We start from the raw sequence: 26985 nt of genomic DNA, 5'->3' as shown, positions 1-26985 counted from the left end.
CCCCCGTGCCCGTGCCGCCCCGACAGCCCGCCCGACGCCGCCCGCACCGCCCCCGCGACCGGCGCCGCAGGCAGGACGAGCGGCCGCACTGGGGGCTGCGGGTGGCGACCACCCTGTCCGTGCTGGTGCTGGCGGCGGGCGGGGTCGGGCACGCGGTGGTGACCGGCATGAACACCGGGATCGACCGGGTCGACCCGTTCAAGGACATGAAGAACCGGCCCGAGACGGAGCCGGGACGCGGCATGAACATCCTGCTGGTCGGCACCGACGGCCGGGACAGGATCACCCAGGAGGAGAAGGAGAAGTACCGGCTGGGCGGCGCCCCCTGCCACTGCACCGACACGGTCATGCTGGTGCACGTCTCGGAGGACCGGGAGCGGGCCAGCGTCGTCAGCCTCCCGCGCGACAGCTACGCCGAGATGCCCGAGCACACGGACGAGACCACCGGCGAGCACCACCGCGCCCACCCCGTCAAGCTCAACGCCGCGTACGCGGAGGGCGGGCCCGGCCTGACCACGCGCACCGTCGAGCACATGACCGGGGTGAAGATCGACCACTACCTGGAGGTCGACTTCACCAGCTTCATGAAGACGGTGGACGTGCTCGGCGGCGTCGACATCTGCACCACGACCACCCTCAAGGACAGCCACACGGGTCTGGACCTGGCCCCCGGCACCCACCGGCTGGGCGGCGGCCAGGCCCTCCAGTACGTGCGCTCCCGGCACGTCGACGGGGCCTCCGACCTGGGCAGGATGCAGCGCCAGCAGCGGTTCCTGGCCGCGTTCATCGCCAAGGTCACCGACAGCGGGGCGCTGCTCAACCCGGTGCGCTTCCGCGAGGTCGCCTCGACGCTGCTGGGCTCGGTGCGGGCCGACCAGGGCTTCGGGACGCGGGAGATGCTGGCCCTCGGGCAGGCGATGCGGGGCTTCACCCCGGCGTCCTCGGAGTTCACGTCGGTGCCGGTCGGCGAGATGAGCTTCCCGGTGAAGGGCATCGGCTCCACCCTGAAGTGGGACGACGCCAAGGCCGGGAAGCTCTTCCAGGCGCTGCGGGAGGACCGGCCGCTGGGCGTCCCGCGCCCCGCGAAGCACCGGGCGACCCCGGTGGACGTCTCCCCGGAGCAGATCCGGGTGCAGGTGGACAACGGGACGCGCGCCGCGGGCCTGGGCGGGCGCGTCGACGCGGCACTGCGGGCCACCGGCTTCCGCACCACGGGCACGCCCGGCAACGGGGTGCGCCGGGACCTGGCCCGCACCCTGCTGACGTTCGACCCGCGCTGGGACCGCAGCGCGCAGTCCCTGGCGGCGGCGCTGCCGGGCTGCGAGCTCAGGCCGGTCAGGGGGCAGGGCGGCCTGATGCGGGTCACGGCGGGGGCCGACTACCGGGGCGTGACGCCGGTGCGGGCGCAGGACGCGCACCAGGGCGAGTTCGGGGTGGTGACCGGGGACCAGGTGGTGTGCCCGTGACCCGGGGAACCGGCGGCACGTCCCCGGCGCCGCGGACCGGGCCTAGTCGTTCAGGCCCTCCGCCGCCCGCCGGTCCCGCAGCTCCTTGATGGCACGGCGCCGGGCGAGCCGGTGGGTGCGCCGGATCTGGGCCTCCTGGTAGCGCCGCCGGTCGCGCTCCGTCTCGGGTATCACCGGAGGCACCGGGCGGGTCTTGCCGTCCGCGTCGACCGCGGCGAAGACCAGGTAGGCGGAGCCGACCTGCTGGGCGGGGGTGGACTCGTTCCACCGCTCGGCCAGGACCCGTACCCCGATCTCCATGGAGGAGCGGCCGGTCCAGTTGCACTGGGCCTTCACGTGCACCAGGTCGCCGACCTGCACCGGCTCCAGGAAGACCATCTCGTCCATGGAGGCGGTGACGGCGGGCCCGCCGGAGTGGCGGCCGGCGACCGCGCCCGCCGCGTCGTCCACCAGCTTCATGATCACGCCGCCGTGCACCGTACCCAGCAGATTCGTTTCCGCAGCGGTCATGATGTGGCTGAGCGTGGTACGGGACGCGGAGGTGGGCTTGCCCGGAAAGAGATCTTCCGGGGCCTGGGCCTGATCTGTCATGCCCTCTACTTTATGCCGGTGCACAATGCATCAGCTCTGCAACAGCCCTGCCCCGAAATCCCACCCGCCCTGTGAGCCCGCCGCTCCCTGGCCGCACACTGAGGGCATGAGCGACTGGCCCAGTGCACGAAACGACGACCGCGACAACGGGTACGGCCGTGGTGCTGCGAGCCCGCAGCCCGAGGGCCCCCGGGTGATGCGGCATGTGCAGCGCGGCCAGGTACCGCCCCCCGCCGGCCGGCGCCCCGCGCCCCCGGCCCCGTCCGTCCCGCCGCAGCAGGCCCAGCGGTACGACGACCACGGGTACGGCCAGGACCCGGGCCCCCGCCACGACGACGGCTACAACACCGGCCAGGTCTACGGCGGCGGCCGCGGGGGCGGCGGCAACGGCGCGGGCTCCGGCGCCGCCCGCGGCCCGCGCCCCGCGCCGAACTGGGGCCGCCGCCTCAAGGTCGGCGCGATCGCCGTCGTCGCGGTCGTCGCGGTCACCTCCGTCGGCACGTACTTCTGGGCCGACTCCAAGGTCCGCCGCGAGGTCGACCTCGCCAAGGTCATCGACCGGCCGAAGGAGGGCGACTGCACGACCTACCTGGTGGTGGGCTCCGACAGCCGCGAGGGCATGACCGCCGAGGACAAGAAGCGCCTGCACACCGGTTCCGCGGAGGGCAAGCGCACCGACTCGATGATGATCCTGGCCTCCTGCTCCAGCGGCGACACCATGATCTCGCTGCCGCGCGACTCGGACGTGGAGATCCCCTCCTTCGTCGGCTCCCAGTCCGGCAAGCGCTTCGAGAACCGGCACCGCCGCGTCAAGCTGAACGCCGCCTACGCGGAGGACGGCCCCGAGCTCCTGGTGCGCACCGTCGAGCACAACACCGGCCTGCGCATCGACCACTACGCGGAGATCGGCTTCGCCGGGTTCGCGAACATCGTGGACGCGATGGGCGGCGTCGAGCTGGACATCCCCAAGGCCTTCAAGGACAAGAAGTCCGGCGCCGACTTCCAGGCCGGCAAGCAGACCCTCAACGGCGAGCAGGCCCTGGCCTTCGTCCGCACCCGGTACGCCTTCGCCGAGGCGGACCTGGCGCGCACGAAGAACCAGCAGAAGTTCCTGGCGGCCCTGGCGAGCCAGGCGGCCTCCCCCGGCACGCTGCTCAACCCCTTCTCCCTCTACCCGACGCTCGGCGCGGGCCTGGACACGCTGGTCGTGGACAAGGACATGGGCCTGTTCGACCTGGCCGGGATGTTCTTCGCGATGAAGGGCGTCAGCGGCGGCGAGGGCAAGTCCATGAACATGCCCAGCAGCGGCTTCCGCAACGGCAACGTGGTCTGGGACAAGGCGAAGGTGCGTCAGCTGGTCCAGCAGATCCAGAACGACGAGAAGGTCACGGTGACCTCGAACTGAGCGCACGCCGCTCCGCCACGGGGTGGCGGTGTCCCACGCGGGACGCCGCCACCCCGTCCGCGTGCCCCCGGTGGCTCAGGCCTTCGGGCGGCCCATCGCGCGGAAGGTCCAGCCCGCCTCGCGCCACGCAGCGGAGTCCAGGGCGTTGCGGCCGTCCAGGATGACGCGCTGGGCGACGGCCCGGCCCAGCTCCGCCGGGTCCAGGTCGCGGAACTCGCGCCACTCGGTGAGGTGCAGCACGATGTCCGCGCCCCGCACCGCCTCCAGGGCGGAGTCGGCGTAGCCGAGGGTGGGGAAGACCCGGCGGGCGTTGGCCATGCCCTTGGGGTCGTAGACGGTGACCTGGCCGCCCTGGAGGTGGATCTGGCCCGCGACGTTCAGGGCGGGCGAGTCGCGCACGTCGTCGGAGTCCGGCTTGAAGGTGGCGCCCAGGACCGCGACGCGCCTGCCGAGGAAGCCGGCGTCGCCCAACGCCTCACGGGCCAGCTCGACCATGTGGCCGCGGCGGCGCATGTTGATGGAGTCGACCTCGCGGAGGAAGGTCAGCGCCTGGTCGGCGCCCAGCTCGCCGGCCCTCGCCATGAACGCCCGGATGTCCTTGGGCAGGCAGCCGCCGCCGAAGCCGATGCCGGCGCGCAGGAACTTCGGGCCGATCCGCTCGTCGTACCCGATCGCCTCGGCCAGCTTCACCACGTCGCCGTCGGCGGCCTCGCAGACCTCGGCCATGGCGTTGATGAAGGAGATCTTCGTGGCGAGGAAGGAGTTCGCGGCGGTCTTCACCAGCTCGGCCGTGGGGAAGTCCGTCACCACGAACGGGGAGCCCTCGGCGATCGGCGTGGCGTAGACCTCGCGCAGGATCTTCTCCGCGCGCTCGCTCTCCACCCCGGCGACCAGGCGGTCGGGGTGCAGGGTGTCCTGGACGGCGAAGCCCTCGCGCAGGAACTCCGGGTTCCACGCCAGCTCGACGCCCTCGGGGGCCTGCTCGGCCAGCAGCCGCTTCAGCCGGGCCGCGGAGCCGACCGGCACGGTGGACTTGCCGACGACCAGCGCGTCGCTGTTCAGGTGCGGGGCGAGCGAGGTGAACGCGCTGTTGACGTAGCTCATGTCGCTCGCGTACTCGCCGTGCTTCTGCGGGGTGTTCGTGCACACGAAGTGCACGTCGCCGAAGGCCCCGGCCTCCGCGAAGTCCGTCGTGAAGCGCAGCCGTCCGCTCGACCCCGGCAGTCCCGCCACGTGCGCGCGCAGCAGCTCCTCGAGACCCGGCTCGTACATCGGCGCGCGCCCGGCGCCGAGCGTCTCGATCTTTTCGGGCACCACGTCGAGCCCCAGCACCTCGAACCCGAGCTCGGCCATCGCCGCGGCGTGGGTGGCGCCGAGGTAGCCGGTGCCGATCACGGTGATCCTGAGGGCCATGGGGTGCTCCTAGCGGTGCGGGCGGGACAACGCGCCCGAGCATATCCGGGCCCCCGTAAGGGGAGGTTCCGCCCGAGCTGTGCGCCGGGTGCGCCCCTGTCGGGAAACTCACGTATCCAAGACCGGGCCCGCGCTCTAAAATCTTGGTTACTTAACGGTAGTTAGCAGCCGTGGATCCTTGGGGAGTGAGAAGCCTTGGCAGGTTCGCCCGATTTCGACCTGTACCGGACGTCCGAAGAGCACGACATGCTGCGGGAGTCGGTGCGCGCGCTCGCCGAGGCGAAGATCGCCCCGTACGCGGCCGAGGTGGACGAGCAGGCCCGCTTCCCCCGGGAGGCGCTGGACGCGCTGGTCGCGGCCGACCTCCAGGCGGTGCACGTGCCCGAGGCCTTCGGCGGCGCGGGCGCGGACGCTCTGGCGACGGTCATCGTGATCGAGGAGGTGGCCCGCGTCTGCGCGTCCTCCTCCCTGATCCCGGCCGTCAACAAGCTGGGCTCGCTCCCGGTGATCCTCTCTGGTTCGGAGGAACTGAAGAAGAAGTACCTCGCCCCGCTCGCCAAGGGCGAGGCGATGTTCTCGTACTGCCTCTCCGAGCCGGACGCCGGCTCCGACGCCGCGGGCATGAAGACGCGCGCGGTCCGCGACGGCGACTTCTGGGTCCTCAACGGCGTGAAGCGCTGGATCACCAACGCGGGCGAGTCCGAGTACTACACGGTCATGGCGGTCACCGACCCGGAGAAGCGCTCGAAGGGCATCTCCGCCTTCGTGGTGGAGAAGTCCGACGCGGGCGTCTCCTTCGGCGCGCCGGAGAAGAAGCTCGGCATCAAGGGCTCGCCGACCCGCGAGGTCTACCTCGACAACGTGCGCATCCCCGCCGACCGCATGATCGGCGCGGAGGGCACCGGCTTCGCCACCGCCATGAAGACCCTCGACCACACCCGCATCACCATCGCCGCCCAGGCGCTGGGCATCGCGCAGGGCGCCCTGGACTACGCCAAGGGTTACGTCCAGGAGCGCAAGCAGTTCGGCAAGCCGATCGGCGACTTCCAGGGCGTGCAGTTCATGCTCGCCGACATGGCCATGAAGCTGGAGGCGGCCCGCCAGCTCACGTACGCGGCGGCGGCGAAGTCCGAGCGCGTCGCCGCCGGTGGCGAGAAGGAGGACCTCACCTTCTTCGGCGCGGCGGCCAAGTGCTATGCCTCCGACGCGGCCATGGAGATCACCCTGGACGCCATCCAGCTCCTCGGCGGCTACGGCTACACGCGGGACTACCCGGTGGAGCGGATGATGCGGGACGCGAAGATCTGCCAGATCTACGAAGGCACGAACCAGGTCCAGCGCATCGTGATGGCGCGCAACCTGCCGAAGTAGTCCGGCTGCGGAACAGCGGGGCGGGGGCGCCGTGCGCGGTGCCCCCGCCCCGCTTCCCGTGTCAGCCGTCCAACTGCTCCAGAGTCGCGTTGGACGGCCCCCGGCGGGTCTGGAGGTCGCGGGCGACCGATTCCGCGTCGCGCAGGGCGCGGACCGCGTTCTGCCAGGTGAGTTTGGCGAGGTCGGCGGTGGACCAGCCGCGGGTGAGGAGTTCGGCGATCAGGTTCGGGTAGCCCGTGACGTCTTCCAGGCCCGCCGGGGTGAAGGCCGTGCCGTCGTAGTCGCCGCCGATGCCGATGTGGTCGACGCCCGCGACCTCGCGCATGTGGTCGAGGTGGTCGGCGACCGTGGCGGCGGTGGCCATCGGGCGGGGGTGGGCGGCTTCGAAGGCGCGCTGGACCCTCATGCCCTCGGCGGTGGTATCGAGGTGGTGCAGGCCGTGGGCGCGCATGTTGTCGTCGGCGCGGGCGGTCCAGGCGACCGCTTCGGGGAGGATGAACTTGGGGACGAAGGTGGCCATCGCCACGCCGCCGTTGGCGGGGAGCGCGGCCAGCACGTCGTCCGGGATGTTGCGGGGGTGGTCGCAGACCGCGCGGGCGGAGGAGTGGGAGAAGACCACCGGTGCCTCGGTGGTCTCCAGGGCCGCGCGCATCGTGCCGGCGGCGACGTGCGAGAGGTCGACGAGCATGCCGACGCGGTTCATCTCGCGGACGACCTCGTGGCCGAAGGCGGTCAGGCCGCCGCAGGCGGGGGCGTCGGTGGCGCTGTCCGCCCAGGGGATGTTGTCGTTGTGGGTGAGCGTCAGGTAGCGCACGCCGAGCGTGTGCAGGGCGCGCAGGGTGGCCAGCGAGTTGTTGATGGAGTGGCCGCCCTCGGCGCCCATCAGGGAGGCGATGCGGCCGTCCTGGCGGGCCGCTTCCATGTCGTCCGCCGTCAGGGCCCGGACCAGGTGCTGGGGATAGCGGGCGATCAGCTGCCCCACCACGTCGATCTGTTCGAGGGTGGCGCTGACCGCCTCGTCGCCGGTGAGGTCGGTGCGGACGTACACCGACCAGAACTGGGCGCCGACCCGGCCCGCGCGGAGGCGGGCCAGGTCCGTGTGGAGGTGGGCGGACTGGTCGGCGGCGATGTCGAGGCGGTCCAGGTCGTAGCGGACCTGTTCGCGCAGCGCCCAGGGGAGGTCGTTGTGGCCGTCGACGACGGGGAAGTCGGCGAGGAGGGCGTGGGCCCTGTCCAGCTCGTTCATGGGTGATGTCCTGCTCCCTGCCCGTCGTTGCCCGGGCGCTGTGCTGGTCTACTTCCCGAAGCCGAAGGAGTCCGGGGCGCCCATCGCCTTGGTGCGCAGGCGCTTGCCCTTCTCGGTGGCCTGGGCGTTCAGGTCCTGCTGGAACTCCCGCATGCGGGTCAGCAGGGCGGGGTCGAACGCCGCGAGCATGCGGGCCGCGAGGAGGCCCGCGTTGCGGGCGCCCGCGACGGAGACCGTCGCGACGGGCACGCCGGCCGGCATCTGGACGATGGAGAGGAGGGAGTCCATGCCGTCGAGGTACTTCAGGGGGACGGGGACGCCGATGACGGGGAGCGGGGTGACCGAGGCGAGCATGCCCGGGAGGTGGGCCGCGCCGCCCGCGCCCGCGATGATCGCCTTGAGGCCGCGGCCGGCCGCGTTCTCGCCGTACCCGATCATCTCGTGCGGCATCCGGTGCGCGGAGACGACGTCGACCTCGTAGGGGATCTCGAACTCGGCGAGCGCGGTGGCGGCGGCCTCCATGACGGGCCAGTCCGAGTCGGAGCCCATGACGATGCCGACCAGCGGAGCGGGTGCGTTACTCAACGATCGTTCCTCGGAGGTAGCCGGCGGCGTGGCGGGCCCGGTCGAGCACGTCGGCCAGGTCGTCGCCGTAGGTGTTGACGTGGCCGACCTTGCGGCCGGGGCGCACGTCCTTGCCGTACATGTGGATCTTCGCCTGCGGGTCGCGGGCCATGACGTGCAGGTACGGCTTGTACATGTCGGGGTAGTCGCCGCCCAGCACGTTGCACATGACCGTCCAGGCGGCGCGCGGGCGCGGGTCGCCGAGGGGGAGGTCGAGGACGGCGCGGACGTGGTTGGCGAACTGCGAGGTGATCGCGCCGTCCTGGGTCCAGTGGCCGGAGTTGTGCGGGCGCATCGCGAGTTCGTTGACGAGGATGCCGGGATTGCCGTCGGCGTCGCGGACCTCGAAGAGTTCGACGGCGAGGTGGCCGACGACGTCCAGTTCGGCGGCGATGCGCAGGGCGAGCTGCTGGGCCTCGCCGGAGAGGGCCTCGGAGAGGTCCGGGGCCGGGGCGATGACCGTGTCGCAGACGCCGTCGACCTGCTGGGACTCGACCACGGGGTAGGCGACGGCCTGGCCGTGCGGGGAGCGCACGATGTTGGCGGCCAGCTCGCGGACGAAGTCGACCTTCTCCTCGGCGAGGACGGGGACCCCGGCCCGGAAGGGCTCGTGGGCGTCGGCCTCGGAGCGGACGAACCAGACGCCCTTGCCGTCGTAGCCGCCGCGCACGGTCTTGAGGATGACCGGGTAGCCGTCGCCCTCTTCGGCGAAGACCGTCACGTCCGCCGGGTCGGCGACGATGCGGTGCCTCGGGCACGGGGCGCCGATCTCGGTCAGCTTCGCGCGCATCACCCCCTTGTCGTGGGCGTGGATCAGCGCGTCCGGGCCGGGGCGGACGGGGATGCCGTCGGCCTCCAGGGCCCGCAGGTGTTCGGTCGGTACGTGTTCGTGATCGAAGGTGATCACGTCGCAGCCGCGCGCGAAGGCGCGGAGCGTGTCCAGGTCGCGATAGTCGCCGACGACGACCTCGCTCACCACCTGGGCCGCCGAGTCCTGGGGGGTGTCGCTGAGCAGCTTGAACTTGATGCCGAGGGGGATGCCCGCCTCGTGGGTCATACGGGCGAGCTGGCCGCCGCCGACCATACCGACTACCGGGAACGTCACCCGTCCAGAGTATCCGTAGGCACGTACCACCCCGGACGCCCCCTCCTTCGTACGAACGCACAAGCAGGGTGGCGGGCCGTCCCGCCGGGGTGGCCGAACCGCGACCGGGCGGCGCACGCGCTCGGGCGGGGGCGCGGGGGTGATGGTTAGCATGGCCGGGTTGACGACATCAACCGAACGGGGTCGACACCGATTATGAGCGAGCCTGGCGGTACCGCGCTGCGCACACGTCTCGAACAGCTCGCGCGCGAGGTCGTCAAGTTCGGGGCGGTCGGGGGGCTCGGCCTCCTGGTCAACATGGCGGCGTTCAACGTGCTGCGGAACACCACCGACCTCCAGGTGGTGCGGGCCTCGCTGCTCGCGACGGTGATCGCGGTCCTCTTCAACTACGTCGGCTTCCGGTACTTCACCTACCGCGACCGCGACAAGAGCGGGCGGGCCAAGGAGCTGACGCTCTTCCTGCTGTTCAGCGTGGTCGGCGCGGTCATCGAGAACGGGCTGCTGTACGCGGCGACGTACGGCTTCGGCTGGAACACCCCGTTGCAGTCCAACTTCTTCAAGGTGTTCGGGATCGGGGTGGCGACCCTGTTCCGCTTCTGGTCGTACCGGACATGGGTGTTCCGGGCGCTGCCGGCCAAGGAGGCGGTCGAGCAGGCCGAGCGGTTTCTCGACCAGGACGAGATGACCGCGGCGGGCGCGGCGCAGCCGGAACCGGAGCCCGTCGCCCCTCGCCTCACCTGATCGTCTTGCGGGCCTCCTCGGTGTTCCTGCTGTCCGGCACCACCGTGCTGAGGAACAGCGCGAAGACGGCCGGTTTCTGCTGGAGGAGCTCCAGGCGGCCCCCGTCGGCCTCCGCGAGGTCGCGGGCGACGGCGAGGCCGATGCCGGTGGAGTTGCGGCCGCTGATCGTCCGCTCGAAGATCCGCGCGCCGAGGTCGACGGGGACGCCGGGGCCCTCGTCGGTGACCTCGATGACGGCCTGGTTGCCGGTGACGCGCGAGCGCAGGGCGACCGTGCCGCCGCCGTGCATGAGGGAGTTCTCGATGAGGGCGGCCAGCACCTGGGCGACCGCGCCCGGGGTGCCGACGGCGCGCAGGTCCTTCTTTCCGGAGCACACGATCGCCCGCCCGGCGCTGCGGTAGGCGGGCCGCCACTCCTCGATCTGCTGCTTGACGACCTCGTCCAGGTCGAAGGCGACGGCGGAGCCGGTGCGCGGGTCGCGGGAGTTGGTGAGCAGGCGCTCCACCACGTCGGTGAGGCGTTCGACCTGGGTGAGGGCGATGGTGGCCTCCTCCTTCACCGTGTCCAGTTCCTCCGTGAGGGTGATCTCCTCCAGCCGCATGGAGAGGGCGGTCAGGGGGGTGCGGAGCTGGTGGGAGGCGTCGGCGGCGAGCCTGCGTTCGGCCGTCAGCATCCGGGCGATGCGTTCGGCGGAGGAGTCCAGGACGTCGGCGACCCGGTCCAGTTCGGGAACCCCGTACCGCTTGTGGCGGGGGCGGGGGTCGCCGGAACCGAGGCGTTCGGCGGTCTCGGCGAGGTCGGTGAGCGGGGAGGCCAGCCGGTTGGCCTGACGCACGGCGAGCAGGACGGCGGCGATCACTGCCAGCAGGGCCACCGCGCCGATGATCAGCAGGGTGCGGCCGACCTCACGGGTGACGGTGGACCGGGACTCCATGACGGTGACGGTCTCGCCCCGCTCGCCGGAGGCGCGGCCCTCGATGATGCCGTCGGTGGGGCGGGCGCCGATCTCGATGGGCGGCTGTCCGGGGAGGTCGATACGGGCGTACCGGTGGCCGCCGATCTGCTTGACCAGTACGTCCCGGCTCACGGTGCCCTCGCCGACGAGGCGGCCCTCGACGACGCTCACCAGCCGCAGCGCCTCGGAGTCGACGGACTCCTGGGCGCTGTTGCTGATGGTGCGGGTCTCGACGATGACGAGGGAGACCCCGAAGACGGCGATGACGACGAGCACCACGGCGAGCGTGGAATTGATCAGGCGGCGACGCATGCGTCAAGAATGCACGGTCGCCGGGTACGGCGTGCTGCTCAGCTCTTCTCGAAGCGGAAGCCGACGCCCCGCACCGTCGCGATGTAGCGGGGGTTGGCCGCGTCGTCGCCGAGCTTCTTGCGCAGCCAGGAGATGTGCATGTCCAGGGTCTTGGTGGAGGACCACCAGGTGGTGTCCCAGACCTCGCGCATCAACTGGTCGCGGGTGACGACCCGGCCCGCGTCGCGCACCAGCACGCGCAGCAGGTCGAACTCCTTGGCGGTGAGCTGGAGCTCCTCGTCGCCCATCCAGGCGCGGTGCGACTCGACGTCGATGCGGACGCCGTGGGTGGCCGGGGGCGGGGCGGGCTCGGAGGAGCCGCGCCGCAGCAGGGCCCGGACCCGGGCGAGCAGCTCGGCGAGGCGGAAGGGCTTGGTGACGTAGTCGTCGGCGCCGGCGTCGAGCCCGACGACGGTGTCGACCTCGTCGGCGCGGGCGGTGAGCACCAGGATCGGCACGGTGTGGCCGTCGGCGCGCAGCCGGCGGGCGACCTCCAGGCCGTCCATGCCGGGCAGGCCCAGGTCGAGCACGACCAGGTCGACGCCCCCCTGGAGTCCGGCGTCCAGGGCAGCGGGTCCGTCCTCGCGGACCTCGACCTCGTAACCCTCCCGACGCAGTGCGCGGGCCAGTGGCTCCGAAATGGATGCGTCGTCCTCGGCGAGCAGTACACGGGTCATGGGGGGAATGTTAGTCGGCGCGGCCGGTGCCCCGTCAGTGATCGTCCGGGAACCGACGGCGCCTGTGGCCCAAGGGCCCATTCCCATGAAGGACCTTTGAATATGGGGAATCAGTTCCATGAACGCCTGTGATCCATCTCTCAAGTCCTTCCATATGCCGCACTGTCGTGTCGTAAGGTGGCGAACACGTTTGTTGCACTAATCGGGGGCCTTTGGCGGCAATGACTGCCACGGGCCCTTTTGTGTGCATGATCGGGTCCACCGATCCTGACGGCACGTGAATGACCTAGGGCCGGGCTCCGCGCGCGACGATGCGCCGCGGGGCGTGGATCCCGGGGCGGCGACCCTCCGCTCCGGTGCCGGCTGCCCCCCACCCGGGCGCGTACCCGACAACTCCATCGCGGACGCGTCCCGAGCAAGCAAGGATCGACCATGGCGTCCAGCCTGACGAAGGAAACCCCCGGCGCACCCGCCGGGGACACGGCCTTCTTCGGCCACCCCCGCGGCTTGGCCATTCTGTTCATGACCGAGATGTGGGAGCGGTTCTCCTACTACGGCATGCGGGCCCTGCTCGTGCTGTACCTGGTCTCCGGTGGCGCCGACGCGGCGACCGGCAGCCAGGGCGGCGGCCTCGCGATGACCGCGGCCACGGCCACGGCCATCTACTCCGTCTACGTGGCCATGGTGTACCTCATGGCCATGCCCGGCGGCTGGTTCGGTGACCGCGTCTGGGGCGCTCGCAAGACCGTCCAGATCGCGAGCTTCGTGATCGTCGCGGGCCACCTGTCCCTGGCACTGCCGGGGCAGATCATGTTCTTCGTCGGTCTGTGCCTGATCGCGGTCGGCTCGGGCCTGCTGAAGGCCAACATCTCCACGATGGTCGGCCACCTCTACACCGACCCGACGGACGTCCGCCGCGACGGCGGCTTCACGATCTTCTACATGGGCATCAACCTCGGTGCCGTGCTCGCGCCGATCGCCATCGGCATGATCGGCGAGACGGTCAACTGGCACCTGGGCTTCGGTCTGGCGGCCATCGGCATGGCGATCGGCGCGATCACCTTCACGCTCGGCACCCGCGGTTTCAGCGAGCGGGACAACCGGGTCGCGAACCCGCTGTCGGCGCAGGAGAAGCGCGGCGTCGTCATCAAGGCGCTCTCGAGCGTCGCCGTGATCGCCGCCTTCTACCTGCTGGTGAACTTCACCGACGTCTTCAGGCTCACCCTGAACTGGGTGCTGGTCCCGATCATCCTGGCCGGACTGCTGATCCCGATCGCGGTACTGGTCAAGATCAAGCGCGACAAGGACCTGTCGGGCGAAGAGCAGACCAAGATGACGGCGTTCATCTACTTCTTCGTGGCCGCCGCCGTGTTCTGGATGATCTTCGACCAGGGCGCGTCGACGCTGTCGCTCTTCGGTTCCAAGCAGACCGAGCGCAACCTCTTCGGCTGGGAAATGCCGAACGTGCTCTTCCAGGTCCTCAACCCGGGCTTCATCATGCTGCTCGCCCCGGTCGCCGCCGCCATCTGGCTGGCGCTGGCCAAGCGCAACCGCGAGCCCAGCACCATCGTGAAGTTCTCCATCGCCCTGGCGGTGGCGGGCGCCTCGTTCTTCGTGTTCCTCATCCCGATGAACCTGGCCACCGACGGCACGAAGGTCACCATGTGGTGGCTGGTGCTCATCTTCCTGATGCACACCGTCGCCGAGCTGTGCCTGTCGCCGGTGGGTCTGTCGCTGACCACGAAGATGGCTCCCGCCAAGTACGCCTCGCAGATGATGGGCGTCTTCTTCCTGGCCGTCACCGCGGGTGACAGCGTGACGGGCATGCTGTCCGTCGCCGGTGTCGACCTGAACAGCCCGGGCGTCGTGGTCTTCGAGGCCGCCGCGGCCGTCGCGGCGGGCTTCCTGATCTGGATGTCGCGCAACAAGGTCCGCGCGCTGATGGGCGAGGTGCGCTGACCCGCGCGTCTCCGCTTCCGCGGTCCGTACGGAGGGCCGCCGCACCGGGATCGGTGCGGCGGCCCTCCGTCGTTTCCGCGGTCCGCGCCCGGTGGCTACCGGGTGCCCCTCAGCCGCCGCCACGGCGTGAAGGTGAAGACCGCGCCCCCGAGGAGGACGGCGGTTCCGGCGACCAGGGCCAGGGCGCGCAGGACGCCGTCCGACGAGGCGCCGGTCTCGGCGAGGTCGCCGCCGGCGGCCCCGCCGCCCGAACCGGAGCCCGAGCCCGAGCCCGAACCGGAGCCTGCGGAGTCACCGCCCCCGGAGCCGGAGCCGGAGCCGCTGCCGCCGCTCGCGCCGCCCGGCTGGGCCGCCGTGTCGAGTTCGAGGGAGACGGGGGACGTGCCCTTGACCGCGCAGGGAATGGCGATCTTCTGGCCGCCCAGGGAGACGTCGATGGTGAGGGTGCCGGGGGAGAGCGTGGCCCTGCCGTCGGCGCCGGGCCGGTAGCTGCCGGTCATGTCGGGCAGGTCGACGGGTTTGCCCTGCTCCAGGGGGTCCTTGTTGCCGGGTCCCGTGACCTTGACGCTGCCCTTGTCGGCGCCGCCGAGGACGAGGTCCAGGGAGGGCTTGAGGGCGCCCGCGGGCAGGGCGGCGGGGCTGTTCATGACGCCCTTGGCGGTGGTGACGGTGAGGCCGTAGCCGCCGTCGTTCTTCTTGGCGTTGACGGTGACCCGGGTCTTGATGGCGGCCGGGCCCGGGGACTGGCAGGCGTACTCGACCGCGACCTCCTTGCCGGGGAAGTCGGTCCCGCCGTCGCCGCCGCCACCGGTGGTGGACGTGCCGCCGGAACCGGAGCCGCCCGTGGCGGAGCCTCCGGAGTCGCCGCCTCCGGTCGTGGTGGTGCCGCCCGTGGCGGTGGTCCCGCCGTTCGTGGACGTGCCTCCGCCCGACGACGTGCCTCCGCCGGACGACGTGCCTCCGCCCGACGACGTGCCACCGGAGCCGCCGCCCTCCGTCACCTTGATCGTCGCGGCGGGCCGGACCTCCTCCTTCGGTGTGCACTTGGTGTCCGTCGACAGCGGCTTGCTGACGTTGATGGTGTACGCGCCCGGGCTGAGCGTCACGTCGCCCGCCGCGGTCAGCCGCAGCTTGCCCTTCATCTCGGGCAGCACCATGGGGCTGTTCTTGGGGATCGGCGGGTTCCGCCGCGGGCCCTCCAGCTTCAGGTCGCCGGGCTGCGCTCCCCCGACCTCGATCGTGCCGGACGGCTTGACGGTGTCCTTGTCGAGATCGAGGACGTCGGGGTTCCTGGACGCGGCCTCGACCGTCTTCCAGACCACCTCCACCTCGTCGCCGACCTTCGCGGTCGCGGGCGCGGTCACGGACACCTTGGTGGTGCCCTGCACCGGCGGCAGGCCCGAGACGGGCGGCGGTACGCACTCGGTCCGGTACGACACCTCCGCGGCCGTCGCGGGGGGCGCGGCCAGCAGCAGTCCCGCACCGGTGAGCATCAGCGCGACGCCGGTCGCGCCCATCCTCCATTGCGTCTTCACGGATTGCCTTTCGGGGTAGGGGAGTCGGCGGTGCTCTCGTGCGGTGCGGAAACCTGTGCGTGCCCGTGCGCCGCCTGCTCGTACGTCCCCGGCGGCTGCTTGTGCGGGAAGGTCGGCGGCGGCGGTGCGGGCCGCGGCGCCGGGGCGCTGTCCGGGGTGAACCAGGGCAGCGGCAGCACGGCCGTCGGCCCACCGCCCGGCTCCTCGGCGCCCCCGGCCCCGGCCCGTGCCGACGGCCCCGGGTCCGTGGTCTTCGCCGGGGCCTTCTGCCGTGCGGTCCTGTGCCGGGCCGGCGCCCGGCGCCTCCCGCCAGCGGCCCCCGCCCCCGTCCGCGGCCGCAGCCGGTCCACCACCGCCAGCCCGGCCCGGAACAGGCCCGCCGGGACCACCACCGCCGCCAGCACCCAGAACAGGACCACCCCCCACGGCCGGTCCACCCCCCAGGGCTGGGCGGCCATCACGGTCGTCCCGTACTTCACCGAGACCAGGTAGTCCCCGTACGCCCCCGCCGGCAGCGTCACGTCGAGCGCGACCTCCGCCTCCTTGCCGGGCCCGATCGTGCCCCGCCACCGGCGTTCCTCCCACAGCGGCGAGAACACCCCGTGCGAGGTGCCGACCTGGAAGACGGGGTCGACGACGGGCGCGGTCCCGAGGTTGCCCAGCTTCAGCACGACCCTGCGCGACTCCGGCGCGCCGAACCAGGTCAGCAGCGACCCCGACCCTTCGAGCCGTACGTCGGAGCGCATCACCGCGAGCCGCCCGGCGTCCGGCGCGGGTTTCGGCAGCGGCGCGACCGGATGTCCGGCGACCCTGAACTCGGCGTCCACGGCGGCCTGCCGCCCCTGCACGGTGGCGACGTGCACCACGCACGGGCAGGGCTTGGGCGGTTCGGCGACCTCCAGCACGCGGGTGAAGCGGCCCTCGGCGTCGGTGGTGACGGCCCGGCCGTCGGCGTTGGCACAGGAGTTGGTGCCGCCGGGCACACCGGCCGCCGGGGACGCCTCGCCGCAGATCAGCAGCATGAGCAGCGCCCCGGGCCGCCAGCCGCTGCCCCGGACGGTGAGCTCGCCGCCCTTGCCCGCCTCGCTCTTCGACAGCGTGACGGCCGGTTTCTCCGCGGCCGACCCCGGACCGGCCCCAACGCCCAGCAGCAGCACCGCGGTCGCCACCGCCGCCGCCACGGCGGCCACCACACTCCGGCCGGTCCTCATCCGCGCTCCTCCTCCTGTGCCGCCCGCTTCCTGTGCCGTACGACCAGCGGCCCGCCCGCCGCCAGGAGCGCCGCCGCTCCCCCGCCGAGCCCCAGCGCCGGGCCCCAGGTCACGAAGGTCGCCGTCGCGGTGGCCTCCTCGCGGACGCCGGGGCCCGCCGTGACGGTGAGCCGGGCGCGGGCCCGGTCCAGAGCGGGGGTGTCGGTCCAGACCTCGGCGAGTTCGACGCGGCGGCCGGGCGGCAGGTCCCGCATCTCGCGGGCCCCGCGGCGCAGCAGTTCGCCGCCGAGCGCCCCGTCGGCGGCGACGGCGACGCGCGGGGTGAGGGTCGTGTTGCCCCGGTTGACCAGGGCGTAGCGGATGAGGCCGTCCTCGATCCGGACGTCCTCGACGGAGAGGGCCGCCAGGGTCGGGCCGCTGACCCGCAGCCGGACCTCGGTGCGCTGCTCGCGGCCGTCCGCCGAGGAGGCGACGAGCGCGCCGGGGTGGTCGCCGGGCTGGGCGGCGGCCGGGACGGTCACCGTGAAGGGCACGTCCGCCCGGGTGCGCGGCGGCACCCGCACCTGACGGGAGGCGAGCGCGATCCACGTCCCCTCGGCGTCCCGGGCGCGCAGCGTCACCGTGAGCGAGGCGCGGCCGGGGTTGACGACGGAGAGCCGGTCCTCGAAGACGGTGCCGGGCGCGCCTTGGAGGTAGAAGTACGGGCGTCCGCCGCTGCCGGGCCGGCTGCCGCCCCCGGCGACGGGCGCCGCCGTCCACGCGTCGGCGGCGTGGACGGCGGGGGCGGGCCCGGTGGCGTACAGCAGTCCCAGCAGTGCGCCGGCGGCGAGGACGTGGCGGCGCACGGTCAGTGCGTCGAGCGCTGCTGGCCGCGGCGGGTGAGCCACAGGGCGCCCGCCGCCCCGGTGAGGAGGACGGTGCCGCCGAGGGTGCCGAGCGCGACGGCGGAGTCCAGCGGGCCGGTCCTGGGCAGTTCGCCGGTGCCGGACGGCGTGCCCTGCGAGGCGCTGCCGTCGGAGTCCCCCGACCCGCCGCCCGCTCCCCCGCCGGACGCCTTCACGTCCAGCTCCAGGGCCGGTCCGGGGTTGTTGGAGGGGGTGCAGGTGGTCGTCGTGCCGAGGGCCTTGATGGTGAGGACGCCCGCGGTGAAGGTGACCTTGCCGCTCTTCCTGGGGGTGTACGTACCGGACAGGTCGCTGATCTTGATGGGCGTGTTGGCGGGTATGGCCGCGGAGTTGGCGGGCCCGGCCATGGCGACCCGGCCGCTGTCCGCACCGCCCAGCTCGATCACCGCGCTCGGCTTCATGGCCCCCTTGCCCAGTTCCACCGGGCTGGAGGAGACGCCCTTCTGGAAGGACATGGTGAGGGTGTGGCCGTTGCCGCTGCTGACCGCCTTGATGTCGATCGGGGAGACCGCCCCCTTGTTCCCGATCGGCGTCCTGCACTGGTAGTTGACGTCGACGACGTCGGCCTGCGCGGCGGGGGCGGCGATGAGCACCACCGAGCTCGCGACCGCGACCGCCAGGGCGAGCGCGGCCGGCTTTCGGGTCAGCGTGCGGGTCTGCTTCTGGTACGACACCTCGTGATCCCCTCGTACGCCGGAGCACCGCGGGGCAACGGGCCGGGTACGGCCGGCCAAGTTACTGACGGCGCATCAGATTGGGCGCTCAAGGTACGCCGGTGGCCTTGTGAGGGGAAGACAAAGAGCACGCCGGTATCGACGTGCTCTCCCACTGCTGGGGACCGGCGGGGACTCGCCCGTTCCGGCGGCGGCCCCTAGGCGGGGGCCGCCAGTTCCGCCCAGACCGTCTTGCCGGGCACGCCGTCGGGCGCGCGGGAGACACCCCAGTCCAGGCAGAGGCGCTGGACGATGAACATGCCGTGGCCGCCGGGGCGGCCCGCACGGTGCGGGGTGCGCGGGGCGGGCTCGCCGCCGCTGCGGTCGGTGACCTCCAGGCGCAGCACCTTGCCGTCGCTGGCCACCCGCAGGGACTCGGGGCCCTCCGCGTGCAGGCAGGCGTTGGTGACGAGCTCGGAGACGACGAGGAGGACGTCCTCGGCGGCGGCGCGCCGGTCGGCGGTGGACGCCGGGAGCCAGCCCCAGTCGTACAGGGCCTGCCGGGTGAAGTCGCGGGCGAGCGGGACGATGCCGCTGGCCCCGTTCAGCGGGAGGGAGCGGAGCCGACCGGAGGCCTCGGCGGCGGCGAGGGTGTCGGCGGCCTCCTCCTCCTGCGTGCGCGTGCCGCTGTCCGACGTACGCGTGTCACTGTCCGGCGCGGGCGTGCCGGTCTCCGTCGTGCGCGTGCCGCTCGCGGTCGTACGCGTGTCACCCGGGGCCTCGGACGAGCCGCCCCTGCCGGTGTGCGCCGAGCCCTGGGCGGCGGCGGGGCCGCCCGTGCCGCCCGCGGGCACGCCGAAGGAGCCGTCCGTCCCGTCGGGCCCGCCGGACCCCATGGGGTGGCCGCCCCGCACGGGGACGTCGGCGAGGTGCGTGGCGGCATCGGCCGCCGGGGCGAACGCGCCGCCGCCCATGACGGTGTCGGGCGCGCCCGGCGGACCGTCGCCCGGGACGGGCGCGGACGACAAGGGCGCGGGCGGCGCCGGCGCAGCGGCTGTGCCCGTCGCCGGTGCAGCCCGCACCCCGGCAGGAACCTCGGACACGCCCTCCGCTGCCGCGGAAGCGTCGCCGGAGACATCGGAGGCGATGCCGTCCGGCTCGGGGCCGAGGTCGCCCGGCGGATGCTGCCGGGTGGTGCTCATCAGCGCTTCACCTCACCGATTCACCAAGTCGTCGTTTGCAGGGTCTGTGATTCCTCCTGCCCGACCGAACCGTGAGAACACCCACGATTCGTCACGGGCCGCACCACGCGCTTCACGCGTGGCGCCCGAGGAGGTCTGGCCGGTCAGCTTCCCGGGGTCGTGGCGAGGGCGTCCTGCAGCGTGTCGTGCACGGTGAAGACGGCCTCCGCCCCGGTGATCTCGAAGACGCGCGCCACGACGGGCTGCATGCCCGCCAGGTGCACCTCGCCGCCCGCCGCCTCGGCCTTGAGCCGGGCCCCGAGCAGTACGTTCAGCCCCGTCGAGTCGCAGAACTCAAGGAGCGAGCAGTCGATCACGAGGCGCGTCCGCCCGTCGTCGAGCGCCTGCTCAAGAGGCTCCCGAAGCAGCTCGGCCGTGTGGTGGTCCAGTTCGCCTGCCGGAGTCACGATCTCGTTCCGGCCTTCGGTCCGCACTTCGACCTGAAGCCGGCCCCGGTTCGCGCTGCCGACCGTCCCGCGGTCCATGCCCGTCCCTTTTCGCCGTCGTGGTTCTGCTTGTACGTGTCCTGCTCGATGGCGGCGGCCTTTACGCGCCCCGCCGATGTGTCCTGTCTAACTCAAGCGCACCTTAAGGCCGCGTCAAGGCTGCGCGGTATGCCCACGACAGCAGCAGAACACTACGCCTTCTTCACACGCACGGGTAGTCGAACAACGTCCTGAACTGGGCTTATTCGGACATAACGCACTTGCAACCGTCCATTGCGAGCAGGTAGGCCTAGGAGCGACACATCCGATCACCGCCCGCCCACCACCGGCTTCGGAGGCGCCGCTTCTCCGCAGGAACACGTATCGGCATCGGCAGCCATATGCCGAGAACGATGGAGGACACCATGTCACCCCGGCTCGACGAGACGCGTACCCACCTCAAGCAGGACGACGCCGCGTCGACACCCCCGCCCGAGCAGATCGAGACCGGAACCGGAAGAAGCACGGTGGCCGCCTGGGCCGCCACGGAGCGGCCCGACAGCCTCTCCGACCTTCCCGAGATTCCGCCGTACGACGAGGTGGGGCCGCTGGATGCCAGGGCCCTGTCGAAGACGCTCTTCGAGCGTCTCGAATCCCTCGAAGAGGGAACCCACGAGCACGCCTACGTCCGCAACACCCTGGTCGAGCTGAACCTGGCCCTGGTCAAGTTCGCCGCCTCCCGGTTCCGCACCCGCAGCGAGCCGATGGAGGACATCATCCAGGTCGGCACGATCGGCCTGATCAAGGCCATCGACCGCTTCGAACTCAGCCGGGGTGTGGAGTTCCCCACCTTCGCGATGCCGACCATCATCGGCGAGATCAAGCGCTTCTTCCGCGACACGTCCTGGTCGGTGCGGGTGCCGCGCCGCCTCCAGGAGCTGCGTCTGGACCTCGCCAAGGCGGGTGACGAGCTGGCCCAGCAGCTGGACCGCTCCCCGACCGTGGCGGAGCTGGCCGAGCGGCTCGACCTCAGCCGGGAAGAGGTCGTCGAGGGCATGGCCGCGAGCAACGCCTACACGGCGAGCTCGCTGGACGCCCAGCCCGAGGAGGACGACTCCGAGGGCGCGCTGGCCGACCGGATCGGTTACGAGGACCACGGCCTGGAGGGCATCGAGTACATCGAGTCCCTGAAGCCGCTGATCGCCTCGCTGCCGACCCGCGACCGCCGGATCCTCTCGCTGCGCTTCGTCGCCAACATGACGCAGTCGGAGATCGGCGACGAGCTGGGCATCTCCCAGATGCACGTCTCGCGCCTGCTCTCGCGCACGCTGGTCAAGCTGCGCAAGGCGCTGACCGTCGTCGAGTGACACCGCCGGCACGGCCGCCCGGTGCGCGTCGGGCGGGAACGTCGGGCTGCCCCAGGCCGTATCCGGGGCAGTCCGACGTTCTGTTGTGCGGGGTGCTGCACGGTCCGCCTACCCAGGACCTCACACCGCAAGCACGCCGTTCCGCCAGACGGCGCGGACCAGCGGAACACCGGGCCGGTAGGCCAGGTGCACGTGGCTGGGGGCGTCCAGCAGCGCGAGATCGGCGCGTGCGCCCGGCGTGACGCGCCCGATGTCCGTGCGCCGCAGCGCCCGGGCGCCGCCGGCCGTCGCCGACCAGACCGCCTCGTCGGGGGTCATCCCCATGTCCCGTACCGCGAGCGCGACGCAGAACGGCATGGACGAGGTGAACGACGACCCCGGATTGCAGTCCGTGGACAGCGCGACGGTGACGCCCGCGTCGAGCAGCCGCCGGGCGTCGGGCCAGGCCGCCCGGGTGGAGAACTCCGCCCCCGGCAGCAGGGTGGCGACGGTGTTCCCGGCGGCCAGCGCGTCCACGTCGGCATCCGTGAGGTGGGTGCAGTGGTCGGCGCTGGCGGCGTCCAGCTCCACCGCGAGCTGCACGCCCGGCCCGTGGGAGAGCTGGTTGGCGTGGACGCGCGGGATCAGCCCCTCGGCCCTGCCCGCCGTCAGGACGGCGCGCGCCTGGTCGCCGTCGAAGGCGCCCTTCTCGCAGAACACGTCGATCCAGCGGGCGTACGGGGCGCACGCCCGCAGCATCTCGCCGGTGACCAGGTCGACGTAACCGGCCGGGTCGTCGGCGTAGTCGGGGCTGACGATGTGCGCGCCGAGGTAGGTGACCTCCGATGTCTGCTCGCTCGCGATGCGCACGGCGCGGGCCTCGTCCTCGACGGTGAGCCCGTAGCCGGACTTGGTCTCGAACGTGGTCGTGCCCTGCTGGAGGGCCTCGCGGAGGTACCGGGCGAGGTTCGCGGCGAGCTCCTCGTCGCTCGCGGCGCGGGTCGCGGCGACGGTGGTGCGGATGCCGCCCGCCTCGTACGCCCGGCCGGACATGCGGGCGTTGAACTCCTGGGTGCGGTCACCGCCGAACACCAGGTGGGAGTGGGAGTCGACGAATCCGGGGAGGACCGCGCGGCCCCGGGCGTCGTGGGCGGCGTCGGCCTGCGGGGCCCTGTCGCCGGGGCCGACCCAGGCGATGTGCTCGCCCTCGATGACGACGGCGGCGTCCTCGACCAGGCCGAGGGGACCCCGGCCGAGGGCGGGGTCATTGGTGACCAGGGAGCGGATGTTGTGGATGAGGGTGGAGGGCATGTTCCTTGTCCGGGGTCGGGGGCGGGGCCCGGGGGCGGTCCGGGGCATGGGCATGGGTGGGGGGGCGCGCCCCGGGTGCCGCTACCCGTGCAGGGCCGCGATGGAGGTGGCGAGGGCGTGCGCCGTGTCCGGCACGGACAGGTGGACCCCGTCGCGGACCACGTGGCGGCCGCCGACGATCGTGTGGCGGACGTCCGCGCCGGTGGCGGCGAAGACGGCCGTCTCCGCGCCCAGTATCGGAGCGGGGCCCGCCGTGCGGACGGTGTCCAGGGCGACGGTGGCGAAGTCGGCCGGCGCGCCGGGCTCGATGACGCCCGCGTCCGCCCAGCCGAGTGCCGCGTGGCCGTCGGCGCAGGCGGCGCGCAGCAGGGCCGCGGCCGTCCAGTGGCCCCGGGTGCGCGAACGCAGGCGCTCGTTCAGCTCCATGGCCCGCGCCTCCTCGAAGAGGTCGATCACGGCGTGGCTGTCGCTGCCCAGGGAGAGCGGGGAGCCCGCCCGCTGGAGTGGGCCGGCCGGCCCGATGCCGTCGGCGAGGTCGCGTTCGGTGGTGGGGCACATGCAGGTGCCGGTGCCCGAGTCGCCGAGGAGGGCGATGTCCGCGGGGGTGAGGTGCGTGTTGTGGACGCCGGTCGTGCCCGGCCCCAGCACCCCGTGGTCGGCCAGGAGCTGGGTGGGGGTGCAGCCGTGCGCGGCCCGGCAGGCGTCGTTCTCCGCCGTCTGCTCGGAGAGGTGGACGTGCAGCGGGGCCCGCCGGTCCTGCGCCCAGGCGGCGACCGTCGCCAGCTCGGCGGCGGGCACGGCCCGTACCGAGTGGATGGCCGCCCCGTGCCGGACGTACGCCGAGTCGGTCAGCGCCGACACCCGTTCCGCCCAGGCCTCGGCCGTGCCGTCGGAGAAGCGCAGTTGGTGGGAGCTGGGGGCCGCGCCGAAGCCGGAGGACAGATAGGCGGTGTCCAGCAGCGTCAGCCGGATGCCCGCGTCCTCGGCCGCGGCGACCAGGGCCTCCCCCATCGCGTTGGGCCGGGCGTACGGGATGCCGCCCGGCGCGTGGTGGACGTAGTGGAACTCGCCGACCGCGGTGATCCCGGCGAGGGCCATCTCCGCGTACACCGCCCGGGCCAGCGCGTAGTACGTGTCGGGGGTGAGCCGGGCGGCGACCCCGTACATGACCTCGCGCCAGGTCCAGAAGGTGCCGGAACCGACCTGCACTGCCCCGCGCAGCGCCCGGTGGAAGGCGTGCGAGTGGGCGTTGGCCAGGCCGGGGAGGGTGAGCCCGCGCAGGGTGACGGCGCCCGGCGGCGGGGCGGCGGCCCCCGGGCGGACGGCGGTGATCCGTCCGTCGGCCACGTCCACGGCCACGCCGGGCTCGACGTGGGTGTCGAGCCAGGCGTGTTCCATCCAGTAAGTCGTGGTGCTCGTCATGCGCAGGCGAGACCTTCCGTGACGTCGGCGAGCGCGCGGACCCCGGCGACGCAGTCGTCCTCGGCCGCGTACTCCGCCGGGGAGTGCGAGACGCCGGTGGGGTTGCGTACGAACAGCATGGCGGTCGGCACGGACGCGGAGAGGATTCCGGCGTCGTGTCCGGCGCCCGTGCCCAGGACCGGAATCCCGCCGCCGAGCAGCCGGCCGAGTTCGTCGCGCAGCGCGTGCTCGAACTCCACGACCGGGGTGAAGGACTCCCGGACGACCTTCAGGTCGATTCCGGCGCGGGCGGCCGCCTCGTGGGCGGCGGCCTCGATGCCCGCGACGACCCGGTCCAGGGTGTCCTGGTCGGCGGCGCGCGAGTCGAGCCAGCCGCGCACCAGCGAGGGGATCGCGTTGACGCCGTTCGGCTCGACGGAGATCTTGCCGAAGGTGGCGAGCGCGCCGGTGAGCCGGGCCTGGGCGCGGGCGGCGAGGACGGTCTCGGCGTACGTGAGCATGGGGTCGCGGCGGTCGGCGAGGCGGGTGGTGCCGGCGTGGTTGGCCTCGCCGTGGAAGTCGTACCGCCAGCGGCCGTGCGGCCAGATCGCGGAGGCGATGCCGACGGCATCGCCCGACAGGTCCAGGGCGCGGCCCTGCTCGACGTGGAGTTCGACGAACGCGCCGATCCGGGCGAGGCGTTCGGGGTCGGGGCCGATGGCGGAGGGGTCGTAGCCGGCCGCCTCCATGGCCCGCGGGAGCGGGACGCCGTCCCCGTCCGTCAGCTCGTACGCCTTCTCGGGGGTGAGCTGTCCGGCCGCGAGCCGGGAGCCGACGCACGCGAGCCCGAAGCGGGCGCCCTCCTCGTCGCCGAAGTTCGCGATGGCGACCGGCTTGGTGAACTCCGCTCCCCGGTGGCGGAGCTCGTCGAGCGCGGCGAAGGAGGAGACGACGCCCAGCGGCCCGTCAAAGGCGCCGCCGTCGGGCACGGAGTCCAGGTGGGAGCCGATGACGACGGCGTCCCCGGCGAGCGGATCGCCCTGCCAGGCCCACTGGTTGCCGTTGCGGTCGGTCTCGTACGTCAGACCGCGCGCCTCGGCCTGCGACCGGAACCAGGCGCGGCAGTCGGCGTCGGCGGCGGTCCAGGCGTAGCGGCGGTAGCCGCCGGAGGCGGAGCTGCGGCCGATCGGCAGCAGCTCCGCCCACAGCTCGTGGAACGAGGAGGTCACGCGCCGTCACCCGCACGCACGTCGTCGCCCTCGCGCATCGGGACGCGGACGCCCTGGGCGTCGGCGGTCCGCTCGGCGATGCCGTACCCGGCGTCGACGTGCCGGATGACGCCCATGCCGGGGTCGTTGGTGAGCACGCGGCGGATCTTCTCGCCCGCCAGCTCGGTGCCGTCGGCCACCGTCACCTGGCCGGCGTGCAGGGAGCGGCCCATGCCGACGCCGCCGCCGTGGTGGACGGAGACCCAGGACGCGCCCGATGCCACGTTCACCATCGCGTTGAGCAGCGGCCAGTCCGCGATGGCGTCGGAGCCGTCGAGCATGCCCTCGGTCTCGCGGTACGGAGAGGCCACCGAGCCGGTGTCGAGGTGGTCGCGGCCGATGGCCAGCGGGGCGGCCAGGGTGCCGTCGGCGACCATGTCGTTGAACAGCTCGCCGGCCTTGTCGCGCTCGCCCTGGCCGAGCCAGCAGATGCGGGCGGGCAGGCCCTGGAAGTGGACGCGCTCGCCGGCCATCCTGATCCAGCGGTGCAGGGACGCGTTCTGCTGGGAGTCGGCCTCCGGGAAGAGCTTGAGCAGCTCGCGGTCCGTCTTGTGGATGTCGGACGCCTCGCCGGACAGGGCGGCCCAGCGGAACGGGCCCCTGCCCTCGCAGAAGAGCGGGCGGATGTACGCGGGCACGAAGCCGGGGAAGTCGAACGCGCGCGCGTAACCGGCGAGTTTGGCCTCGCCGCGGATCGAGTTGCCGTAGTCGAAGACCTCGGCGCCGGCGTCCATGAAGCCGACCATCGCCTCGACGTGCCGGGCCATGGACTCGCGGGCGCGGGTGGTGAAGCCCGCCGGGTCCTTGGCGGCGGCGTCGGCCATGTCGTCGAAGTCGACGCCGACGGGGAGGTAGGCGAGGGGGTCGTGGGCGGAGGTCTGGTCGGTGACGATGTCGATGGGCGCGCCCTCGGCGAGCAGGCGGGGCAGCAGCTCGGCGGCGTTGCCCAGCAGGCCGATCGACAGCGGGCGGCGGGCGTCGCGGGCCTCCACGGCGAGCCGCAGGGCGTGCTCCGGCGAGTCGGCGCGCACGTCCAGGTACTTGTGCTCGATGCGGCGCTCGATGGCGCGCGGGTCGACGTCGACGCAGATCGCGACGCCGTCGTTCATGGTCACGGCGAGCGGCTGGGCGCCGCCCATGCCGCCGAGTCCGGCGGTGAGGGTGATGGTCCCGGCGAGCGTGCCGTTGAACCGCTTCGCGGCGACGGCGGCGAAGGTCTCGTACGTCCCCTGGAGGATGCCCTGCGTGCCGATGTAGATCCACGACCCGGCGGTCATCTGCCCGTACATGGTCAGCCCGAGGGCCTCCAGGCGGCGGAACTCCTCCCAGTTCGCCCAGTCGCCGACCAGGTTGGAGTTGGCGATCAGGACGCGCGGGGCCCACTCGTGGGTCTGCATGACGCCGACCGGGCGCCCGGACTGGACGAGCATCGTCTCGTCCTGCTTGAGCGTCCTGAGCGTGCGCACCATGGCGTCGAACGAGCGCCAGTCGCGGGCGGCCTTGCCGGTGCCGCCGTAGACGACGAGCTTGTCGGGGTGCTCGGCGACCTCGGGGTCGAGGTTGTTCTGCAGCATGCGCAGGGCGGCCTCCTGCTGCCATCCCAGGGCGCTGAGCTCCGTACCGCGGGGGGCTCGTACGGGTCGGGGTCCTGACATGGATGCCTCCTGGTCGTGACGCATGACGTTGCCATGATGTTGTTATTCACATCCTGAACTTCTGAATAGAACTAGTCAACACCCCCGTCCCGCCGACTCGCGGGCGCCGCGGGCCCCCCCGGGGGGCACC

22 protein-coding genes and 1 pseudogene are annotated in these 26985 nt (G+C 72.6%); 6 read left to right on the top strand and 17 right to left on the bottom strand.

The window, feature by feature from the left end; all coding sequences use genetic code 11:
* The first annotated feature begins 5 nt into the window (after positions 1-5).
* Positions 6-1466, top strand: a complete 1461-nt coding sequence (locus tag ACZ56L_RS09270) for an LCP family protein (RefSeq protein WP_471062765.1) — start codon at positions 6-8, stop codon at positions 1464-1466.
* A gap of 42 nt (positions 1467-1508) precedes the next feature.
* Here ACZ56L_RS09270 and ACZ56L_RS09265 read toward each other — a convergent pair whose 3' ends face one another.
* Positions 1509-2057, bottom strand: a complete 549-nt coding sequence (locus ACZ56L_RS09265) for an acyl-CoA thioesterase (protein ID WP_345222300.1) — start codon at positions 2055-2057, stop codon at positions 1509-1511.
* A 106-nt stretch (positions 2058-2163) separates the two neighbouring features.
* Between ACZ56L_RS09265 and ACZ56L_RS09260 the strand changes: the two genes are divergently transcribed.
* Positions 2164-3462 (top strand): LCP family protein, encoded by a 1299-nt coding sequence (locus tag ACZ56L_RS09260; RefSeq protein ID WP_471062763.1) that lies wholly within the window; start codon positions 2164-2166, stop codon positions 3460-3462.
* A 75-nt stretch (positions 3463-3537) separates the two neighbouring features.
* On the opposite strand, the gene ACZ56L_RS09255 is transcribed toward ACZ56L_RS09260, so the two are convergent.
* On the bottom strand, positions 3538-4875 hold the full coding sequence (locus tag ACZ56L_RS09255; RefSeq protein WP_471062761.1) for a UDP-glucose dehydrogenase family protein: 1338 nt from the start codon (positions 4873-4875) through the stop codon (positions 3538-3540).
* A gap of 195 nt (positions 4876-5070) precedes the next feature.
* On the opposite strand from ACZ56L_RS09255, the gene ACZ56L_RS09250 reads away from it, so the two are divergent.
* Positions 5071-6246, top strand: coding sequence for an acyl-CoA dehydrogenase family protein (locus ACZ56L_RS09250; protein WP_345222294.1), 1176 nt, complete (start codon positions 5071-5073; stop codon positions 6244-6246).
* Positions 6247-6307: 61 nt separating this feature from the next.
* Here the strand turns inward: ACZ56L_RS09250 and ACZ56L_RS09245 are convergent, their stop codons facing one another.
* The 3 genes from ACZ56L_RS09245 to ACZ56L_RS09235 are packed head-to-tail and all read right to left on the bottom strand — an operon-like array spanning position 6308 to position 9200.
* Positions 6308-7492, bottom strand: coding sequence for a dipeptidase (locus ACZ56L_RS09245; protein WP_471062759.1), 1185 nt, complete (start codon positions 7490-7492; stop codon positions 6308-6310).
* 48 nt (positions 7493-7540) lie between these two features.
* Entirely contained in the window at positions 7541-8041 is a 501-nt protein-coding gene (gene purE / locus ACZ56L_RS09240) for a 5-(carboxyamino)imidazole ribonucleotide mutase (protein ID WP_345226428.1), read from the bottom strand.
* Between the two features lie 28 nt (positions 8042-8069).
* The gene (locus tag ACZ56L_RS09235; protein ID WP_468687732.1) at positions 8070-9200 is read right to left on the bottom strand and encodes a 5-(carboxyamino)imidazole ribonucleotide synthase; all 1131 of its coding nucleotides are present in this window, start codon (positions 9198-9200) and stop codon (positions 8070-8072) included.
* A 216-nt stretch (positions 9201-9416) separates the two neighbouring features.
* On the opposite strand from ACZ56L_RS09235, the gene ACZ56L_RS09230 reads away from it, so the two are divergent.
* Positions 9417-9962, top strand: a complete 546-nt coding sequence (locus tag ACZ56L_RS09230; RefSeq protein ID WP_401753973.1) for a GtrA family protein — start codon at positions 9417-9419, stop codon at positions 9960-9962.
* On the opposite strand, the gene ACZ56L_RS09225 is transcribed toward ACZ56L_RS09230, so the two are convergent.
* Positions 9955-11229 (bottom strand): ATP-binding protein, encoded by a 1275-nt coding sequence (locus ACZ56L_RS09225; protein ID WP_345222289.1) that lies wholly within the window; start codon positions 11227-11229, stop codon positions 9955-9957. The two genes, ACZ56L_RS09230 and ACZ56L_RS09225, sit on opposite strands and share 8 nt — an antisense overlap.
* 38 nt (positions 11230-11267) lie before the next feature.
* On the bottom strand, positions 11268-11945 hold the full coding sequence (locus ACZ56L_RS09220) for a response regulator transcription factor (protein ID WP_345222288.1): 678 nt from the start codon (positions 11943-11945) through the stop codon (positions 11268-11270).
* Between the two features lie 432 nt (positions 11946-12377).
* On the opposite strand from ACZ56L_RS09220, the gene ACZ56L_RS09215 reads away from it, so the two are divergent.
* Positions 12378-13904 (top strand): peptide MFS transporter, encoded by a 1527-nt coding sequence (locus tag ACZ56L_RS09215; protein WP_345222287.1) that lies wholly within the window; start codon positions 12378-12380, stop codon positions 13902-13904.
* A gap of 95 nt (positions 13905-13999) precedes the next feature.
* Here ACZ56L_RS09215 and ACZ56L_RS09210 read toward each other — a convergent pair whose 3' ends face one another.
* From ACZ56L_RS09210 to ACZ56L_RS09185, 6 genes and pseudogenes are all read right to left on the bottom strand, one after another.
* Positions 14000-15421 carry a hypothetical protein gene (locus ACZ56L_RS09210; protein WP_471062755.1) on the bottom strand — a complete coding sequence of 474 codons (1422 nt, stop codon included), beginning with the start codon at positions 15419-15421 and terminating at the stop codon, positions 14000-14002.
* 14 nt (positions 15422-15435) lie between these two features.
* Positions 15436-16650 carry a hypothetical protein gene (locus ACZ56L_RS09205; RefSeq protein WP_471062753.1) on the bottom strand — a complete coding sequence of 405 codons (1215 nt, stop codon included), beginning with the start codon at positions 16648-16650 and terminating at the stop codon, positions 15436-15438.
* Complete coding sequence (locus tag ACZ56L_RS09200; protein ID WP_471062751.1) at positions 16647-17495, bottom strand: COG1470 family protein; 849 nt, start codon at positions 17493-17495, stop codon at positions 16647-16649. The genes ACZ56L_RS09205 and ACZ56L_RS09200 overlap by 4 nt, the downstream gene beginning before the upstream one ends.
* A gap of 2 nt (positions 17496-17497) precedes the next feature.
* Positions 17498-18229 carry a peptidase gene (locus ACZ56L_RS09195; protein ID WP_345222282.1) on the bottom strand — a complete coding sequence of 244 codons (732 nt, stop codon included), beginning with the start codon at positions 18227-18229 and terminating at the stop codon, positions 17498-17500.
* 197 nt (positions 18230-18426) lie between these two features.
* Positions 18427-18807 (bottom strand): annotated as a pseudogene (locus ACZ56L_RS09190) (ATP-binding protein); the annotation flags it as partial.
* A 746-nt stretch (positions 18808-19553) separates the two neighbouring features.
* Positions 19554-19934, bottom strand: a complete 381-nt coding sequence (locus ACZ56L_RS09185; protein WP_345222281.1) for an STAS domain-containing protein — start codon at positions 19932-19934, stop codon at positions 19554-19556.
* Positions 19935-20287: 353 nt separating this feature from the next.
* On the opposite strand from ACZ56L_RS09185, the gene ACZ56L_RS09180 reads away from it, so the two are divergent.
* Positions 20288-21241: an RNA polymerase sigma factor SigF gene (locus ACZ56L_RS09180; protein WP_345222280.1), complete on the top strand. Its 954-nt coding sequence runs from the start codon at positions 20288-20290 to the stop codon at positions 21239-21241.
* Positions 21242-21361: 120 nt separating this feature from the next.
* On the opposite strand, the gene hutI is transcribed toward ACZ56L_RS09180, so the two are convergent.
* The 4 genes from hutI to hutU all read right to left on the bottom strand — a co-directional run bounded on the left by hutI (position 21362) and on the right by hutU (position 26855).
* Positions 21362-22531 (bottom strand): imidazolonepropionase, encoded by a 1170-nt coding sequence (gene hutI, locus ACZ56L_RS09175; protein WP_468687658.1) that lies wholly within the window; start codon positions 22529-22531, stop codon positions 21362-21364.
* Between the two features lie 81 nt (positions 22532-22612).
* A complete protein-coding gene (locus tag ACZ56L_RS09170) occupies positions 22613-23953 on the bottom strand; it encodes a formimidoylglutamate deiminase (RefSeq protein ID WP_468687656.1) in 1341 nt (446 codons plus the stop codon).
* Positions 23950-25161, bottom strand: coding sequence for an allantoate amidohydrolase (locus ACZ56L_RS09165; RefSeq protein WP_345222272.1), 1212 nt, complete (start codon positions 25159-25161; stop codon positions 23950-23952). Before ACZ56L_RS09165 ends, ACZ56L_RS09170 begins: the two co-directional genes overlap by 4 nt.
* Positions 25158-26855, bottom strand: a complete 1698-nt coding sequence (gene hutU / locus ACZ56L_RS09160; RefSeq protein WP_471062748.1) for a urocanate hydratase — start codon at positions 26853-26855, stop codon at positions 25158-25160. The genes ACZ56L_RS09165 and hutU overlap by 4 nt, the downstream gene beginning before the upstream one ends.
* Between the last annotated feature and the right edge of the window lie 130 nt (positions 26856-26985).

The sequence above is a fragment of the Streptomyces sp. NPDC039736 genome, assembly GCF_055596485.1.
The sequence above is the reverse complement of the archived record's forward strand: the minus strand, read 5'-3'. Positions and strand labels throughout refer to the sequence as shown.